Annotated in this window: 16 protein-coding genes and 2 pseudogenes; 16 read left to right on the top strand and 2 right to left on the bottom strand. The window is 39.5% G+C overall.

Annotated features, from left to right (window positions below):
- Nucleotides 1-260: 260 nt before the first annotated feature.
- Nucleotides 261-544, bottom strand: a pseudogene (locus QM867_RS07785) (IS110 family transposase); the annotation flags it as partial.
- A 35-nt stretch (nt 545-579) separates the two neighbouring features.
- Between QM867_RS07785 and QM867_RS07780 the strand changes: the two are divergent.
- The 5 genes from QM867_RS07780 to QM867_RS07760 all read left to right on the top strand — a co-directional run bounded on the left by QM867_RS07780 (nt 580) and on the right by QM867_RS07760 (nt 5,251).
- A complete protein-coding gene (locus QM867_RS07780) occupies nt 580-852 on the top strand; it encodes a hypothetical protein (protein ID WP_414315495.1) in 273 nt (90 codons plus the stop codon).
- A gap of 283 nt (nt 853-1,135) precedes the next feature.
- Nucleotides 1,136-2,231, top strand: a protein-coding gene (gene prfB / locus QM867_RS07775) for a peptide chain release factor 2 (protein WP_148131633.1) whose coding sequence is annotated in 2 segments (ribosomal slippage) — nt 1,136-1,207 and nt 1,209-2,231 — 1,095 coding nt in all. Because the reading frame shifts where the segments join, the coding sequence is not laid out codon by codon here.
- Nucleotides 2,232-2,246: 15 nt separating this feature from the next.
- On the top strand, nt 2,247-2,939 hold the full coding sequence (ftsE, locus tag QM867_RS07770) for a cell division ATP-binding protein FtsE (protein ID WP_223338957.1): 693 nt from the start codon (nt 2,247-2,249) through the stop codon (nt 2,937-2,939).
- Complete coding sequence (gene ftsX / locus QM867_RS07765) at nt 2,932-3,858, top strand: permease-like cell division protein FtsX (protein ID WP_414315494.1); 927 nt, start codon at nt 2,932-2,934, stop codon at nt 3,856-3,858. The genes ftsE and ftsX overlap by 8 nt, the downstream gene beginning before the upstream one ends.
- A 238-nt stretch (nt 3,859-4,096) precedes the next feature.
- A complete protein-coding gene (locus tag QM867_RS07760; RefSeq protein WP_414315493.1) occupies nt 4,097-5,251 on the top strand; it encodes an MFS transporter in 1,155 nt (384 codons plus the stop codon).
- A 293-nt stretch (nt 5,252-5,544) separates the two neighbouring features.
- Here QM867_RS07760 and QM867_RS07755 read toward each other — a convergent pair whose 3' ends face one another.
- On the bottom strand, nt 5,545-6,165 hold the full coding sequence (locus QM867_RS07755; protein ID WP_281334666.1) for a TVP38/TMEM64 family protein: 621 nt from the start codon (nt 6,163-6,165) through the stop codon (nt 5,545-5,547).
- A 210-nt stretch (nt 6,166-6,375) separates the two neighbouring features.
- Here QM867_RS07755 and QM867_RS07750 point away from each other — a divergent pair, with 210 nt between their 5' ends.
- The 11 genes and pseudogenes from QM867_RS07750 to metE all read left to right on the top strand — a co-directional run bounded on the left by QM867_RS07750 (nt 6,376) and on the right by metE (nt 18,473).
- The gene (locus QM867_RS07750; RefSeq protein ID WP_414315492.1) at nt 6,376-9,438 is read left to right on the top strand and encodes a type I restriction endonuclease subunit R; all 3,063 of its coding nucleotides are present in this window, start codon (nt 6,376-6,378) and stop codon (nt 9,436-9,438) included.
- Nucleotides 9,438-11,048, top strand: a complete 1,611-nt coding sequence (locus QM867_RS07745; protein WP_414315491.1) for an HsdM family class I SAM-dependent methyltransferase — start codon at nt 9,438-9,440, stop codon at nt 11,046-11,048. The genes QM867_RS07750 and QM867_RS07745 overlap by 1 nt, the downstream gene beginning before the upstream one ends.
- On the top strand, nt 11,035-12,273 hold the full coding sequence (locus QM867_RS07740) for a restriction endonuclease subunit S (RefSeq protein WP_414315490.1): 1,239 nt from the start codon (nt 11,035-11,037) through the stop codon (nt 12,271-12,273). The genes QM867_RS07745 and QM867_RS07740 overlap by 14 nt, the downstream gene beginning before the upstream one ends.
- Before the next feature lie 49 nt (nt 12,274-12,322).
- A complete protein-coding gene (locus tag QM867_RS07735; protein WP_414315489.1) occupies nt 12,323-12,937 on the top strand; it encodes a hypothetical protein in 615 nt (204 codons plus the stop codon).
- Nucleotides 12,938-13,082: 145 nt separating this feature from the next.
- Complete coding sequence (locus tag QM867_RS07730; protein ID WP_414315488.1) at nt 13,083-14,132, top strand: hypothetical protein; 1,050 nt, start codon at nt 13,083-13,085, stop codon at nt 14,130-14,132.
- Nucleotides 14,113-14,382, top strand: a pseudogene (locus QM867_RS07725) (HigA family addiction module antitoxin); the annotation flags it as partial. The gene QM867_RS07730 and the pseudogene QM867_RS07725, both read left to right, overlap by 20 nt.
- A 22-nt stretch (nt 14,383-14,404) precedes the next feature.
- Nucleotides 14,405-14,809 carry a YbgA family protein gene (locus QM867_RS07720; RefSeq protein WP_414315497.1) on the top strand — a complete coding sequence of 135 codons (405 nt, stop codon included), beginning with the start codon at nt 14,405-14,407 and terminating at the stop codon, nt 14,807-14,809.
- Nucleotides 14,793-15,158: a TIGR02328 family protein gene (locus QM867_RS07715; protein WP_414315487.1), complete on the top strand. Its 366-nt coding sequence runs from the start codon at nt 14,793-14,795 to the stop codon at nt 15,156-15,158. Before QM867_RS07720 ends, QM867_RS07715 begins: the two co-directional genes overlap by 17 nt.
- Before the next feature lie 155 nt (nt 15,159-15,313).
- Nucleotides 15,314-15,682, top strand: coding sequence for a type II toxin-antitoxin system RelE/ParE family toxin (locus tag QM867_RS07710; protein WP_414315486.1), 369 nt, complete (start codon nt 15,314-15,316; stop codon nt 15,680-15,682).
- Nucleotides 15,672-15,965, top strand: coding sequence for a helix-turn-helix domain-containing protein (locus QM867_RS07705; RefSeq protein WP_125411667.1), 294 nt, complete (start codon nt 15,672-15,674; stop codon nt 15,963-15,965). The genes QM867_RS07710 and QM867_RS07705 overlap by 11 nt, the downstream gene beginning before the upstream one ends.
- A gap of 258 nt (nt 15,966-16,223) precedes the next feature.
- Entirely contained in the window at nt 16,224-18,473 is a 2,250-nt protein-coding gene (gene metE, locus QM867_RS07700) for a 5-methyltetrahydropteroyltriglutamate--homocysteine S-methyltransferase (protein WP_414315485.1), read from the top strand.
- Nucleotides 18,474-18,491 lie beyond the last annotated feature (18 nt).

The following is an 18,491-nucleotide window of genomic DNA, read 5'->3' as shown; positions in this document are numbered from 1 at the left end:
CATATGATTCTTTCTAATGAGTTGTTTGATCGCTTTTCATTATAGGTCATATGGGACTTTTTTTCTACACAAAAATAGGCTCCATAATATCCATAGGGGATTTACCCACTACAAATATTATAGAGCCAAATAAGACAGTAGCTATCCAGAGGCTACTGTCTTATTTTTAACACTTATTAATCTAAAAAAGGTATACTAAAATAACACCTCATCTGGTATTTATTGAAACAAGGTGTTGAAATAATGCAGCATTAATAGTTTTATCTATTTTGGGTCGAAGTGTAATCGTAAAGTTTGTTATGCGTGATGAGATAATACATTGAACGAATGAAATGATGTGTAGAGGTAATTGAATGTGTCTGGTTGAAGTTATTGCTGATTATCTTTTTCTTTTCTCATAGAAGTTAGCGATATAGCAGAGTTTGGTATGCCTAGCTGAAGCAATGTTGTGAATGTACTTGAACATAATTTTCCTGTCATAGTGATTATCTCGTTTTTCAAAAGTAGTGGGATGATGAAAATGAAATAAATTTTCTAGATGTCGATGGTACTCGTTATTATCTCAATTCAAGTGGTGCTATGCAGACTGGCTGGAAACAACTGAATGGCAACTGGTACTATTTCCAAGCAGATGGTTCCTTATTGAGAAATGCTACAAGACATGATGGCTACAAGGTCAATCAAGATGGCATTTGGAGCTTGAATCCTGATAAAGTAGAAGTTCAGGGAAGTCAAGAAGAACCTAAGAAGGATTCTGATAAGCCAGTTGAGAAAGAGAAGCATTCAGCAGAAGACAATAAAAAAGATGAAGCTGCTGAAACAAAACAGACTTTGAAGGCAGATAAAGAATAATCTTAGTTGCTTTGCTAGAAAGTTGATTAGGTGCTGTGTTCAGACCTGTCAGATACTTTTCTTTTAAAATAGTATTTATATACATCTCAGAGAATCGATCAATGTTTTTTGGATAAGAAACTTGATCTGCTCTGAGATGTTTTCTATTTCTCACACACTAAATGATTGAGAATAGCCCTCTCGTCTTCAAATAGAAATATTTTGATAAGAAATTTTAAAAAACACCGATTAGATAAATAAGAAAAATTATGGTATAATAAAACGATACAAAAAAGGAGTATATATGGACATTTCAGAAATTCGTCAAAAAATTGACGCCAATCGTGAAAAATTAGCTTCTTTTAGGGGGTCTCTTTGACCTCGAAGGGTTAGAAGAAGAAATTGCCATTTTGGAAAACAAAATGACAGAACCTGATTTTTGGAACGATAATATTGCGGCCCAAAAAACGTCGCAAGAATTAAATGAACTAAAAAATACCTACAATACTTTCCATAAGATGGAGGAGTTGCAGGATGAAGCTGAAATCTTACTAGACTTTTTAGCAGAGGATGAGTCTGTTAAAGATGAGTTGGTGGAGAAGTTAGCTGAGCTAGATCAGATGATGACTAGCTATGAGATGACTCTGCTCTTGTCAGAGCCTTATGATCATAATAATGCTATTTTAGAGATTCACCCAGGATCTGGTGGAACAGAAGCCCAAGACTGGGGAGATATGCTTCTTCGTATGTACACTCGTTATGGTAATGCCAAAGGTTTCAAGGTTGAAGTCTTGGATTATCAAGCAGGTGATGAAGCAGGTATTAAGTCAGTGACCTTGTCTTTTGAAGGTCCAAATGCTTATGGACTTCTCAAGTCAGAAATGGGAGTTCACCGTTTGGTACGTATCTCACCATTTGACTCAGCTAAGCGTCGTCACACCTCGTTTACTTCTGTAGAAGTTATGCCAGAGTTGGATGATACTATTGAAGTTGACATCCGAGAAGATGATATCAAGATGGATACTTTCCGCTCGGGTGGAGCAGGTGGACAGAATGTCAACAAGGTTTCAACGGGTGTCCGTTTGACCCACATTCCGACAGGGATTGTCGTTGCATCAACCGTAGACCGTACTCAGTATGGAAACCGTGACCGTGCGATGAAGATGCTCCAGGCAAAACTCTATCAGATGGAGCAGGAAAAGAAAGCTGCTGAGGTAGATGCCCTTAAGGGGGACAAGAAAGAAATCACATGGGGAAGCCAGATTCGCTCCTATGTATTCACCCCTTATACCATGGTGAAAGACCACCGTACCAGTTTTGAAGTTGCGCAGGTAGATAAGGTCATGGATGGGGACTTAGATGGTTTCATCGATGCTTATCTAAAATGGCGTATTAGTTAAAAGAAAGGAAGTCACATGTCGATCATTGAAATGAGAGATGTTGTCAAAAAGTATGACAACGGGACAACAGCCCTACGTGGCGTCTCTGTAAATATTGAACCAGGAGAGTTTGCCTATATCGTAGGTCCTTCAGGTGCAGGTAAGTCAACCTTTATCCGTGCCTTGTATCGTGAGGTTAAAGTTGAAAAAGGAAGTTTGCAGGTTGCAGGTTTTAATCTTGTTAAGATTAAAAAGAAAGATATTCCGCTTCTTCGTCGAAGTGTTGGAGTTGTCTTTCAGGATTACAAACTATTGCCAAAGAAAACTGTTTATGAGAACATCGCTTATGCGATGGAGGTTGTCGGTGAAAGCCGTCGTAATATCAAAAAACGTGTTATGGAAGTTTTGGATCTTGTCGGCTTGAAGCATAAGGTTCGTTCATTCCCTAATGAGTTATCAGGTGGTGAGCAACAACGTATCGCCATTGCCCGTGCTATCGTAAACAATCCTAAGGTTTTGATTGCCGACGAACCAACAGGTAACTTGGACCCAGATAACTCATGGGAAATCATGAACCTCTTGGAGCGCATCAACCTCCAAGGTACGACTGTTTTGATGGCGACCCACAACAGCCAAATCGTAAATACCTTGCGCCACCGTGTCATTGCCATCGAGAATGGTCGTGTGGTTCGTGACGAAGCGAAAGGAGAGTACGGATACGATGATTAGTAGATTTTTCCGCCACCTATTCGAAGCTTTAAAGAGTTTAAAGCGTAATGGGTGGATGACCATTGCTGCTGTCAGTTCAGTAATGATTACCTTGACCTTGGTTGCTATTTTTGCCTCAGTTATCTTTAATACTGCAAAATTGGCAACAGATATCGAAAACAACGTCCGCGTCATGGTTTATGTCCGTAAAGATATTGAAGACAATAGTGAAACCATTGTCAAAGAAGGCCAGACAGTCACTAACAATGATTACCACAAGGTTTATGATGCTCTCAAGGCTATGCCAGCTGTTAAAAGTGTAACCTTCTCAAGTAAAGAAGAGCAGTACCAAAAGCTGACTGAAACCATGGGTGACGATTGGAAGGTTTTTGAAGGAGATGCCAATCCACTTCATGATGCCTACATTGTCGATACCAATTCACCAAGTGATGTGAAACCAGTCGCTGAAGAAGCTAAGAAAATCGAAGGAGTTTCTGAGGTTCAAGACGGTGGTGCCAATACGGAGCGTCTCTTCAAGTTGGCTTCCTTCATCCGTGTTTGGGGATTGGTCATTGCAGGACTTTTGATTTTCATCGCAGTCTTCTTGATTTCAAATACCATTCGTATCACTATCATTTCACGTAGTCGTGAAATTCAAATCATGCGTTTGGTTGGTGCTAAAAATAGCTACATTCGTGGTCCATTCTTGCTAGAAGGTGCCTTCATTGGGCTATTAGGAGCAACTATTCCATCAATCATGGTTTACTTTATCTATAACCGAGTCTACCAATCAGTTAACCCATCTTTGGTTGGACAAAATCTATCTCTGATTACCCCAGATGCTTTTATTCCATTGATGGTCGGTCTTTTGTTCCTCATTGGAATCTGTATCGGTTCACTTGGTTCAGGAATCTCAATGCGCCGATTCTTGAAAATCTAAGTAAGATAGTTTACTAAAATCTATAAAAGTAGGATACCATCAGGCTTGACCGAGTCAGATGGTCCTACTTTTTATGTTGAACTTATAAAGCAGTTGCTTGCCAATTTTTGGGAAACAGTGTATGATAGGAAAGGACCTTTTTGCTAAAAGAGTGATAGGGACTAGATGAAAGAAATCTTTTATCTCTACAGTAATATCTAGCTCTTTTGACTTAACATAAATAATGAATGAGGATAAAATGAAACAATTTTTGGAAAAAGTGAGTATACTTTCCCTGTCGTTAGTATTGATCACATCATTTTCTATATCAAGTGCCCTACCAGCCATGTTTGATTATTATCAGGGCTATTCGACTGGTCAGGTTGAACTTCTAGTCAGTCTTCCATCCTTTGGGATTATGGCCATGCTCCTCTTAAATGGTGTTCTTGAGCGTATTTTCCCTGAACGCTTCCAGTTGACCTTGGGACTTTTGATCTTGTCAATCAGCGGAACAGCTCCCTTCTGGTATCAGGGATACTACTTTGTTTTTGCCACTCGTCTTCTCTTTGGGATTGGAGTGGGGATGCTAAACGCCAAGGCCATCTCTATCATCAGTGAACGCTACCATGGTAAGACTCGTATCCAGATGCTGGGTTTTCGTGGGTCAGCTGAGGTAGTGGGAGCCTCTATCTTGACTCTGGCAGTTGGTCAACTCTTGGCCTTTGGATGGACTGCAACCTTCCTAGCCTATGCAGCAGGTTTAGTGGTTCTTGTACTCTTCCTTCTCTTTGTCCCTTATAACAAAGAAGAAGTTCATGAGTCCAAGCAAAAGACAGAAGAAGTAGCGAAACTAACTCGCTCCATGCTACAGCTGATTTTCTTCCTAGCTGTCGGAGCAGCAGTCATTGTATGTACCAATACAGCCATTACCTTCCGTATTCCTAGTCTCATGATTGAGGCAGGCTTTGGAGATGCTCAGTTGTCTAGTCTGGTACTCAGTGCCATGCAGTTGATTGGGATTCTGGCGGGAATTAGCTTTTCTTTTCTCATCTCTGCCTTTAAGGAAAAATTGTTATTGATTGCGGGTGTAACCTTTGGTATTGGGCAAATCATCATTGCTCTTTCCCCTTCTCTCTGGGTAGTCGTTGCAGGTTCGGTCTTAGGAGGATTCGCCTACAGCATCGCTCTGACGACTGTCTTTCAGTTAATTTCTGAGAGAATCCCAGCAAAGCTCCTTAACAAAGCAACTTCCTATGCTGTCTTGGGATGTAGTTTTGGTGCCTCCTTAACACCATTTGTTCTTTCAGGAATTGGTTTAGTAACAACGAATGGTCGAATGACCTTTATCATTCTAGGAGCATGGATGATTGTCACATCAGTCCTTGTTTCTCTCCTATTGAAAAATGAAGCTTAACAAAAAGAGGCTGGGCAAAAAGTTTTTAAAATCAGAAAAGCGCATACTATCAGGTGTTGAAAAACCTTGATACTATGCGTTTTATTTTTTTCATTTTCTGATAATACTCTTCGAAATCAAATTCAAACTGCGTCAACGTCGCCTTGCCGTATATATGTTACTGACTTCGTCAGTTCTATCCACAACCTCAAAGCAGTTCTTTGAGCAACCTGCGGCTAGTTTCCTAGTTTCCTAGTTTGCTCTTTGATTTTCATTGAGTATAAAATTGAGTTTTTGATCAACTTTTTTAGTGATCAGGCGAACATTTGCCAAAAGTAATCAATGATGTAGGTCAAGCCGTATGTGTAAACGACCAGGGTAAAGGGCTTGGTCAGGACGATAATGGTCATGTAACGCTTGAAGCTCATCTTGGTTAGAGCTGCCAGCATACAGAGAAAGTCCGCTGGACTAACTGGCCAAATCATCATAAAGATAAAGAAGCGATCAAAGCGATTACCCTTGTCTAACCAACCGATGTACTTATCATAGGTACGCTTGCTGACGACAGACTGAACAAAGGGTGCTCCGTAGAGGCGAACCAGGTAAAAGATAATGGCGCAACCAATAACGATTCCAATATAGTTATAAATAGTTCCAATAATGTGACCGTAGATAAAGACACCTGCCACAGAGGTTAGAGCACCAGGAATGATAGGAACCACCGTCTGTAAAATCTGTAAAAAGATAAAGAGTGGAGGTCCCCAGATACCGGCCTGTTGGATAAAGGCAGATAGGGTTTCCTTGGAATGCAAGACTCCAGCCTGATAGGCCCAGATACAGAAAATCAAAGTACCAACTCCACCGATGATGGAAGAAATATTAATTGCTTGCTGTAGAAGGGGAGAAACAGCTTTCATTTGTTTATCGTGTGACATGTAAACTCCTCTTGTGTAGTATGATTCTACTATACCATATTTTAAGGAGAAAGACTATTTGTATTACGAAAGTGAAGTTAGTGAAATCAGAAGTTTTTCTGATAGGACTATGATATAATAATAGGTAATTAAGAATTCGATAAAGTGGAGAGAGTCTGAAAGATACTATTGGTAAATCTATACAGTTCAGACTAGCAAAAGGAAGTTTTTATGGCAAAGAGAAAAGATTTTTCTGAATTAACCAGAGTACAAATCCCAGCAGCCCTGCACCTCATACGCTTGGGCTATACTTATCTTTCTCGGAATGGGAAGGAGATTGCAGAAAGAGATCCAGATACCAACATCCTTGTATCTGTTTTTAGAGAGCAATTTCTAAAATTTAATAACTACTTGACAGAGGAAGACTTCGAGAGAGAACTTGCTAACATCAAGCTAGAGTTGGATCAAAATGATTTGGGACGGGCTTTTTACAAACGAATCAGTGGAGAAACAAGCACGACCTATATTGACTGGGAAAATCCTGAAGCTAATACCTTCCATCTAGCCCTTGAAGTTACTTGCCAAAATGGTCAGGATGAATTCCGTCCAGATATTGTTATTTTTATCAATGGTTTGCCTCTTTCTTATATCGAAGTCAAACAGCCAAATGCTGTCCGAGATGGGAAGACTGGAATCCAGTCTGAGCAAGACAGAACCAGATACCGTTTTGAAAATCGTAAGTTCCGTCGCTTCAACAATATCACCCAGTTGATAGCCCTCTCTGATAACTTGCCTTACATCAGTGGCCAAGGACAACAAAAACAGGGGTCTTACTACGGTTCAAACGCCTATTCAAAAACCAAGTTTAATGCCTTCAAGGAAGAAAGAGAAGAAGACTTCCTTCATTCCTTTACCACGCTAACTGAGGACCAAATCGATTTCGTTTTAGAAGACATGAAGCGTTTTGCCCTCAAATCCCAGCCAGAATTCACAACAAACCTAAACCCTGATACTCCTTGCAATACTTTCTTATCTTCTTTGTATCAAAAAGAACGCCTGCTCTTTATGCTTCGTTTTGGTCTGGTCTATGTCGAAGAAGAAAGCAAGGGTGGGCAGATGCAACTGCAAAAGCACGTCATGCGCTATCCTCAGTATTTTGCGACACGTGCTATCGAAGAAACGATCTCAAAAGGAGTCAAGAAGGGCGTTATCTGGCATACACAGGGTTCAGGTAAGACAGCCTTAGCTTTCTTCAATATCCGCTATCTGACCAATTATTTCTCAAAAGAGGGAATCGTTCCTCAGTTTTACTTTGTCATTGATCGCCTGGATTTAGCAGACCAGGCCTTTAAGGAATTTACCAAGAGAGGTCTAAAAGTTAAGCGTATCAACAATCCTCGAGAACTCAATCAAAAACAAGACGGTTATGATGTGGCTGTGGTCAATATCCAGAAGTTTAAGGATGATTCAGACCTGACTGACCGCTCTGGCTATGACCTCAATCGTCAAAATGTCTATTTTATTGATGAAGCCCACCGTTCTTATAATGAACGTGGTTCCTACCTGCCAAATCTCTATCAGGCTGATACCAAGGCTATTAAAATTGCCTTGACTGGAACTCCCTTGATCACATATAAGAAAGATGGTAAGACCAAGGAAAGTCATGCGACGACGCGTGATATCTTTGGGGACTACATCCATAAATATTACTACAACCAGTCTATCGATGACGGCTTCACTCTACGCCTGATGCGAGAGGATATCGAGACTTCGTATAAAGACAATCTCAGATCTATCAACGAAGAAATCCAACGTGGAGACCTATCCAAGGAAGACATCTTTGCCCATCCCCACTATGTAGAGCCTATGCTAGACTTTATCATCGAAGACTTCAATCGTGCGCGTGATCTGGTCTTTGATGACCAGACCATCGGTGGCATGATTGTTTGTGATTCGTCCAAGCAGGCGCGTGAGCTTGAAAAGCAATTAGAAGAACGTCGTCAAGCTGGCTCAACCAAGTTGACTTCTGCTCTTATCCTTCATGACGAGGGAGACAAAGAAGAGAAGAAGAACAAGGTAGACGCCTACAAGGAAGGCAAGATTGACCTCGTCATCGTCTACTCTATGCTCCTGACAGGTTTTGATGCACCTCGTCTCAAGCGCCTCTACCTAGGGCGCAAGATCAAGGCACATAATCTTTTGCAAACTCTAACACGTGTCAATCGTCCATACAAGGACTATCTCTTTGGCTATGTCATCGACTTTGCGGATATTTCTAAGGAGTTTGACAAGACCAATCGTGCCTATCTGGAAGAACTCAACCAAGAGTATGATACGGCTCTGACTGGGGAAAATGGCGAGGATGTCTTTGGTTCGCTCTTTGTGTCAGCAGATGAGATTTCTCAAGAGTTGAGCAAGACCGAGCATATCCTCATAGACTATCCAACGGACAATCTAGAGTACTTCTCCCAAGCTATCAATGACATCAAGGATAAGAAGCAGTTAATCGATCTTCGTAAGGCCTTGGAGTCTATCAAGCAGTACTACAATATCGCCCGTCTCCTAGGCTACGATCACCTGCTCCAGCAGATTGACATTGCTCAGATTGCAACCCTGCTCAATGTCCTCTCTAGACGCATGCTGACACTGTCTCTGATCGATAAACCAGATGACTTCTCTAGTCGGACTCTTTTAAATCTTGCCATGTCTGAGACCAGTTTTAGTTTTGTCAAGATTGCTGAAGAAGAACTCCGTCTAGCAGCTAATGACTTGGAAGATTTGAAACGTCGAGTTGCAAGTGGTATTAAAAACCAACGTGATGAAAAGGATCCGGAGTGGGTCTCTCTCTACGAAGAATTCCAGCGCATCATGAAAAAACATTACATCCATGGGCAAGAAGGATTCACCATGGAGAATATCAAGGAAACCCAAAAAGACTATGAGGAACTCTTTAAGTCCGTGGAGGACTATCATACTCGTATGAGACGTCTAACAATGAACTTTAATGGAGATGAGATGGCAGCTCGTTCCTACAAGCACGTGACCAACTCAACCACGGTCAGCGAGTTTCCTGCTATCTACCATGTCATTAAGGGTTCTAAAGTTAGACTAGACCGTAAAATCGGTCAAAATCAAGGAGTACTCGATAACGAGGACTTTCTTAAGAAGATGATTCGAGAAGAAGCTCGGATTGAAATGAAAACCAACCAATCTGCACGTAGTTTGACAAGAGAGGATTTTAATTATATCGTCGAGTCACTATTTGAAGGATATGAAGAGGAATACCAACACTAATGAATGAAACATACAAAGTTCAAGTCCAAGACTTGGTAGATGATTTGAAAGCTGTCTTTACCCACGCGGGACTAGGAGGAGAAGCGGGTGAATACAAACTCCTAACCCAGTCCTTCCTCTACAAATTTTTAAACGACAAGTTTTTGTATCAAGCCAAGGTCCTAGATGAGTCCAACACCTATGAAAATTTGCTAGCTATGAGTGAAGAAGACTATGACTGGCTCTTAGAGGATATCGGTACCAGCACAGCCTGGCTCAAGCCTGACCAGTTAATCGAAACGCTCCACCGTCAGCAAAATGAGCCGACTTTCTATGAGACTTTTGAGAATACTCTCAACCAAATCGCTATTGATAATAACGATATCTTCTCAGTACATACGGATGGAGATACGGCTATTCGTCTCTTTGATGAACGTTTGATTACTGATACTATCTCAGATAGCAGTAAACGGAACGAGGTCGCAAAGGCCATCATCAATCTCCTTGCACGAGTTAAGTTTGATGAAACTATCTTTTCACAAGGCTTTGACTTTTTCTCAACTCTCTTTGAGTACATGATCAAGGACTACAACAAAGACGGTGGTGGCAAGTACGCTGAGTACTATACGCCTCACTCTGTGGCTAAGATTATCGCTGATATCTTGGTGGGAAATGACCAACCATCAAACGTGCGCATCTATGACCCTTCGGCTGGTTCGGGTACCTTGCTTATGAACCTGGCTAGTCGTATCGGTGTGGATAAAACTACAGTCTATAGTCAGGATATCTCGCAAAAATCGTCTAATCTCCTCCGTCTCAATCTGATCTTGAATGGACTTCAACACTCCATTCACAATATCGTACAGGGAAATACCATCATCGCCAATCGTCATCCTGAAAAGATGGACTATATCGTGTCTAACCCTCCTTTCAAGCTGGACTTTTCAGAGTGGCGTGACCAAGTGGAGACTTTGCCAGAAGCTAGTGAGCGTTTCTTTGCAGGTGTGCCAAAGGTTCCAGCCAAGTCTAAAGATAAGATGGCGATTTACGAGCTCTTTGTTCAGCATATCATCTACTCCTTGAAACCAGATGGTCAAGCAGCTGTTGTCTTGCCGACAGGCTTTATCACGGCCCAGTCAGGAATTGACAAGACTATTCGTCAACACTTGGTGGACAATCAAATGCTGGCAGGTGTCGTTTCCATGCCGTCCAATATTTTTGCGACGACAGGTACCAACGTCTCCATCCTCTTTATCGATAAGAAAAACAAGGGTGATGTTGTCCTCATTGATGCGTCAAACCTCGGAACCAAGGTCAAGGAAGGCAAGAACCAAAAGACCGTACTATCTCCTGAGGAAGAGCAGAAGATCGTCGAGACCTTTATCAAGAAAGAAGCCGTCGAAGACTTTTCCGTCACTGTCTCTTATGAGGATATCAAGGAGAAAAACTACTCTCTTAGCGCCGGTCAATACTTTGACATCAAGATCGACTATGTAGATATCACAGCAGAAGAATTTGATGCTAAGATGACCGCCTTTCAAAACAAACTCTCAGACCTCTTCCAGCAGTCGCATGCCTTGGAGCAGGAGATTGAAGAGCAGATGAAGGGGGTTAAGTATGGTAAAGATTAAATTAGGTGACATATCGTTCATTACGAAACTAGCAGGCTTTGAACATACAAAGTATATTCAAGGAAATAATACTCATGAGAAAATTTCGGAAGATGATGTTCCGTTATTTATTGGAAAAACTGTTCAAAATGGAAAAATAGATAAGAATTTTGATTGGTACATTCCAAAAGAGTTATCAAATCAACTTGAAAGAAGTAAATTAAATAAAAAATGTTTGGTCTTACCATATGTAGGCTCTGTTGGCGACCTAGCTATTTTTGATGCTAGTTATGATGCACATCTAGGTAGTAATATTGCAAAAATTGAGTTAGCAGAAAATTGTGGTTACTCTGAAGAATTTATATATTATTTTCTAAAATCTGATTATGGACAAAAAATATTACTAAGAGATATTCAAGGTGCGATTCAAAAAAATATCACAATGAAGGCTATTAGAGAAGTTTCATTACCTGATATTTCAATTCAAGAACAAAATAATATTGTTTCAATTTTAAAGTCTTTAGATGATAAAATCCAAACCAACAACCAAATCAACCAAGAGTTGGAAGCCATGGCTAAGACTCTCTATGACTACTGGTTTGTGCAGTTTGATTTTCCAGACCAGAATGGCAAACCCTACAAATCATCAGGCGGAAAGATGGTCTATCACCCAGAACTCAAACGCGAAATCCCAGAAGGGTGGGGAGTGGAGAAGTTGGGGGATATTACAATATGCCATGACTCAAAAAGAGTTCCGTTATCAAGTAATGATAGAGAGCTTGTAAAAGGTGAAATACCGTATTATGGTGCTACTGGTATAATGGATTATGTCAATGATTATATCTTTGACGGAGATTATGTTTTAATGGCTGAAGATGGTTCTGTAATGACAGAGAAAGGAACCCCTATTTTACAACGTATTTCAGGAAAAAATTGGGTAAACAATCACGCTCATGTGCTAGAGCCAATTAAGAATCATAGTTGTAAACTCCTTATGATGCTATTGAAGGATGTTTCGGTTATGAAAATTAAAACAGGTTCAATTCAAATGAAAATTAATCAAGAAAATATGAACAAAATTGTAGTCCCTGCAATTCCGTTGAAATTATTATTTGAGATTAATCAAAAATTAGAAGTGATTGATAAACAGCAACTTAATTTAATTGAAGAGAATAAACAACTCACCCAACTTCGCGACTGGCTTTTGCCAATGCTGATGAATGGACAGGTGAAGGTGGAGCGATAGGGAATTTAAAAACTATTATATAAATGTTTATCAAGGAGGTGCGTAAGTATTGTCTTGTGTAATTGGAACCGTATTTAAAAATTTCGCAATTATCTCGGGAGATACGCGTCTTAGCAAAGATTCAGGTGAAACGGTAAGCGATAGATACTCTAAAGTGTTCAAGGTAAATCAAAATGTATTGGTAGGTTTTACTGGTTCAGGTAATGCTGTAGATGTTTTAAATAAAAATGGTATTTTTGACAAAGATGACTGTCCAAGTGCTGAAGATTATCTAGAATTTTTATGGCTTTTACTAGGTAACAGAGTGGTAAATGAACCAAATCATTGTAATATATTAGTTTTGGGGAAAAGTAAAATGAATTATGGTTTTGGTGGAAACTTTCATATGTCAGATGATGATGTTCAAAATCAGCTACATTTAACAGATCACAGAAACGTATGGGCTCCTATTATGACACCTCCAAATGTTGATTACGAGTATTACCAAGATTTAGTTAATTCAAAAGTACAAATTATTATTGCTGAACAAATAATTTCTCCGGTATTTAGTAGAGGGATTGCGATTAAGAAAATCAAAGAAATACATAGAGAAATTATTCTTGAAATTTCTAAAAAAGATAAATCAGTTAATAGTAATATTGAACAATATGTGATTAAATGGTGATGATTATTTTTTTAACCAAAATAAAGGAATGACCTGAAGCTACTTGGATAGAAGGATGAAAAAATATATATATCATGAAAAAGAACTTTCTTAATGAGTTAGTTTATACACAGAAGATGAGTTACTAAGATAAAAAGGAGAAAAATTGGACAATACTATATGGCAGGATGTGATTGTAGCTTTAATCTCTACATTTTTAATTACCTTTATTCTAACACCCATTCGAAAAAAATTTTTTCAATTATTTAAGACTACAAAAATTGAAAATATTCAAATTCGCAATGCAGTAAATGGAGGAGTGAATAGTTCGGATAATTCAATTATTAGGGATTATTTTGAAGTATCTACTCAATTTTCAACTGACAAGGATTTTAATATCAATCAGATTAAACTAAAAAATATAGAAGTAGTATTTGATTATTTTATTGATGAGTTAAACTTTCAATACGGCTTAAATCCCGACAGACAAACATTTAGTATTTTTGCAATAAATAATGGTAATAAAAGTATTGTAATAGATGGATTTATATTGAAATACGTTAAAGGATGGTGGTTTGAAAATCGATACGAAGAAATTTCTTCAGAAGAATTACCGTATATAAAAATCAAACCAAGAGAAATAAAACGTGTAGTAATGCGAAAAGTTTCTGGTGAGCAAATTTTAAAACATTTTGATCTTGTCAGTGAAAATCAGGCTTTATTACTTCAACTATTTGATAAAAATAGTAAGAGATTGATTTCTTATCCCGCGCCTTTCGATAAAGAAAATAAGAAGTTTCTTACGAGGCCGATGGGAGCAGCAGGCGTCGATAGTAATAATGAAAAGAATGTATTTAATATTTCAGAGCCCTATCAAAAAATGTACACTTTACAAACCAAAAATCATATTAGTAAAGAAAATCCAATATTGAGTTTTTTCATCTCGCTTGATCAGACTGCTAGTTTAAAATTTGACCTTGAAATTTATCAGAATAATAAGCTGGTGAAGTTTAAGAGGAAAGATCAGAGGACTCAATATGTTCATGTTTTTAGACCAAATTATCAATTATATGCGCTTGACCCAACAGGGCTTCATGGAAATGTCTATAAGTTATTAGATGAAAAATCAATAGAAGTTCTTGAGTATAAAGAGGTTGAACAGTATTATCCCAATATTTTGTATAAAGGAAAATGTGATGAGAAAGACAATAGTTGAAAATATTGATCTGATTGCTTTCCACCCAGGTCAATATATTGGAGAGCTAATTGAAGATTATAACATGACCCAGAAAGAATTTGCGGAGAAGTTGGGGGTATCGCCAAAGATGATCAGAAACTTAGTGAAAGGTGAGCAGTCAATTAGTAATGAGATTGCTCAGAAGTTAGAGAAACTTACCAATATTTCTATGAAAACTTGGCTCAATCTTCAAAATGCTTACGATGTAAAAATGGCAGAGTTCTTAGAGTAAACATGGTATAATGTCAGATATGAATAATAACAACCAACGTGCCCTTTGTCAGCAACTCTGGGCGGAAAATAAATACCTTGTTTTGAGCCATTCTAGCAATATTTACAAGGACATTCGCCAGTATCTAAAGCAAGAAGTGGTGGAGGTGAGTCAGGTTCAAGAGATGATTGACCGTGCCTGCCAGATTCCAGAACACAGGGGTCAGGTTTGCAATGCTTTTCAGCATATTTGGGGCTATTTCAAAAAGAAAGCTAGCCTTGACGAGCGCAAGGACTATATGCTCTTGCTGGATCGCTATCGCTTTGGTCAAGCTTCCAAGCAAGACTTGATTGCTAAGACGAGAGAGTTGCTTGAACGTTACCCAAATAGCTATCTTCAAAATTCTACTTTGCTGAAAGGAGACTCCCATGAGACTTTGGCATGAGGCCTTGATTTCACAACTTCCCCGTCCTCAGCTCTTAGGGCAACATCGAGAGTGCTGTGCCCTTCGTGGCAATGGCTGGGGCAAAAAGCATGCGACGGTTGACTATGTCTTTACCCACTCGCCTTATCGTCTCTATGCCTATCATCGTTTGATTATGGAGGAGATGGCTGGCCGTGGCTACAATGTCAGTCCAGAGTGGCTGGACAAGAACTACCGTGGCAAGACCTGCCCTCCTTATGAAAACTTAGCTGAGGAGAAGTTGAAAAGTCCCATCTATAGCGAGCATGACCATGCCTACTATGAGGAGTGTCTGGCTAATCTCCGAGAGAAGGGGATAGAGCTGGAGTAAGAGTCAGGATTAGCTCCACTTTATAACTCTTTTCGTAATTTTTTCGAATAATAAAAATGAGACCTTTAGAACGATTCTAAGGTCTTCTTTTATAAGTATTTGGATTTACTTTTAATAACTTTTAAGTTATAATTGAATTAAAAAGAGGTTGCTTGGTGCACACAATTTACTTCTATAAGGACAAAAATGGAAATGAGCCAGTTTTGGATTATATGAGAGAATTGGCTTGTCAGAAAAGTAAGGATAGTCGTATTAAACTCAATAAACTAAACGACTATATCGAGTTGCTTAGTCAGCATGGGACTAAAGCTGGTGAACCCTACATCAAACATTTAGAAGATGAGATATGGGAATTAAGACCTCTTAGGGATAGGATTTTATTTGTAGCTTGCGTTGATGGGAGTTTTGTTCTTTTACATCATTTTGTCAAAAAAACTCAGAAAACTCCTAGGAGAGAAATTGAAAAAGCTAAGCGTGAACTGAAGGACTTAAAAGAAAAAAGAGGGTTAAGTGATGAAAAATAGTGCCATTGGGAGTAACTGGAAGGATGTTCGTTCAGAGCTTTTTACCAAGGAAGAAATTCTTGAAAGTGATATGCGAGTGGCTATCATGGGTGAGTTGATTGAAGCTAGACATGAGCAAGGAATCAGTCAGAAAAAGCTAGAAGAACTTAGTGGAGTAAGCCAGCCTGTCATAGCTAGGATGGAAACAGGAAAGACCAGTCCTCAGTTAGACACGGTCTTGAAAGTTTTAGCCAGTTTAGGAAAGACACTAGCAGTCGTCCCACTTGAACAGGGAAAGAGTTGATTAAACTGACCTATAGTCTTTTCTAATAACAAGCCATAGTCAGCTCTCGGTTCACTAATATTTTGTTCTAAACGTATATATTTAAAAACTCTATTAACCATTGTCTATCAAGGATTTGGGGGATCTTCTCCAAATCTTTTTTTGTACTTCAAATAACGATATAGTTTCAAACTATATCAAAGCCTAATTTTTTACAATTATACAGACGCTTTCTTTTCTGTTAAGATAGTTTCAACAACAATTTTTGGAGGACAAAACATGTCAACTACAATTATCGGTTTCCCACGTTTGGGTGAATTCCGCGAATTAAAATTTACAACTGAAAAATACTTTAGAAAAGAAATCTCAGAAGAAGAACTCTTGGCTGCGGCTAAAGAATTGCGTGCAAAACACTGGAACATCGTCAAAGAAAAAGGCATCACTGAAATCCCATCAAATGACTTTTCTCACTATGACAACTTCCTTGATGCTGCTTTCCTTTTCAACGTAGTTCCTGCATCAGTACAAAACTTGGAATTGTCAGATCTTGAACGCTACTTTGCTTTGGGACGTGGATACCAAGGAGAAAAAGGGGATGTTCGTGCCCTTCCGATGAAGAAATGGTTCAACACAAACTACCACTATATCGTTCCTAAATTTGAAAAAGATACTCAAGTAAAATTGGCTGGTCACAAGATTTTTGATGAGTTCCAAGAAGCTAAAGAACTTGGTCTTAACACTCGTCCAGTCCTTGTAGGTCCATTCACTTTCCTTCAATTGTCAGACTTTGAAGAAGGCGTGAAAGCAGAAGACTTCGTAGATAGCTTAGTAGCTGCTTACCAAGAGGTTTTTGCAAAATTGGCTGAACTTGGTGCAACTCGTATCCAACTCGACGAAGCTGCTCTTGTCAAAGATTTGACAGAAGAAGAAAAAGCTCTCTTCTTGAACATCTACAACAAACTATTGGCTGATAAAAAAGGTCTTGAAGTCTTGCTTCAAACTTACTTCGGAGACGTTCGTGACGTTTACGCTGACCTTGTGAAATTGCCAGTAGATGCGATCGGTCTTGACTTCGTTGAAGGTAAGAAAACTCTTGAACTCGTTAAAGGTGGATTCCCAGCTGACAAGACTCTTTATGCAGGTATTGTTAATGGTAAGAACATCTGGCGCAACAACTACGAAAAGAGCTTAGCTATTCTTGAGCAAATCCCAGCTGAAAATATCGTTTTGACAAGCTCATGTTCACTTCTTCATGTGCCATTTACAACTGCTAATGAAGAATTTGAACCAGCTATCTTGAACCACTTTGCTTTTGCAGTTGAAAAATTGGAAGAACTTCGTGACTTGGATGCTATCCGCAACGGTCAAGGAGCAGAAGCTCTTGCAGCTAATAAAGAACTCTTTGCAACTGAACGCGTTGGTGAAAATGCTGAACTTCGTGCACGTATCGCTGGATTGACTGACGCAGACTACACTCGTTTGCCAGCCTTTGCAGAACGTGAAGCAATCCAAGAAGAAGCTTTCAAACTTCCAGCTCTTCCAACAACAACAATCGGTTCATTCCCTCAAACTAAGGAAGTTCGTGCTAAACGTTTGGCCTTCCGTAAGGGTGAATTGTCACAAGAAGAATACGATGCCTTCCTTGCTGAAACCATCGACGAATGGATCAAATGGCAAGAAGAAGTTGGATTTGACGTGCTTGTACACGGTGAATTCGAGCGTAATGACATGGTTGAGTACTTCGGTCAAAACTTGTCAGGTTACCTCTTCTCTAAGAACGGTTGGGTACAATCATACGGTATGCGTGGGGTTAAACCACCAATCATCTGGGGAGATGTTACTCGTCTCAACCCAATCACTGTTAAATGGTCTAGCTACGCACAAAGCCGTACTGACAAACCTGTTAAAGGTATGTTGACTGGACCTGTTACCATCCTTAACTGGTCATTCCCACGTGAAGACATCTCTATCAAGGATTCTACTCTTCAAATCGCTCTTGCTATCAAGGATGAAGTTCTTGACCTTGAAGCTGCAGGCGTGAAAATCATCCAAATCGACGAGGCTGCTCTTCGTGAGAAATTGCCACTCCGTCGTAGCGACTGGTATGAAGACTACCTTGACTGGGCTATTCCAGCCTTCCGCTTGGTACACTCAACAGTAGCACCAGACACACAAATCCACACTCACATGTGTTACTCAGAATTTACAGATATCATCCCAGCTATCGACAACTTGGATGCAGACGTTATCTCATTTGAAGCTAGCCGTTCAAACCTTGAAATCTTGGACGAACTCAAAGCGAAAAACTTCCAAACAGAAGTTGGACCTGGGGTTTACGATATCCACTCACCTCGTGTGCCTAATGAAGGCGAAATCGACCACACCATCGAAGCAATTCTTGCTAAAGTACCAAGCAGAAAAGTTTGGATTAACCCTGACTGTGGTTTGAAAACACGTGGTATTCCAGAAACTAAAGAAAGCTTGATCCGCCTTGTAGAAGCTGCTAAAGCTGCGCGTGAGAAATTGTAAGAAAAGACATTTCTCCAT

Source organism: Streptococcus infantis, from assembly GCF_047463635.1.
In the GTDB taxonomy this organism is placed as follows: domain Bacteria; phylum Bacillota; class Bacilli; order Lactobacillales; family Streptococcaceae; genus Streptococcus; species Streptococcus infantis_W.
The sequence above is the reverse complement of the archived record's forward strand: the minus strand, read 5'-3'. Positions and strand labels throughout refer to the sequence as shown.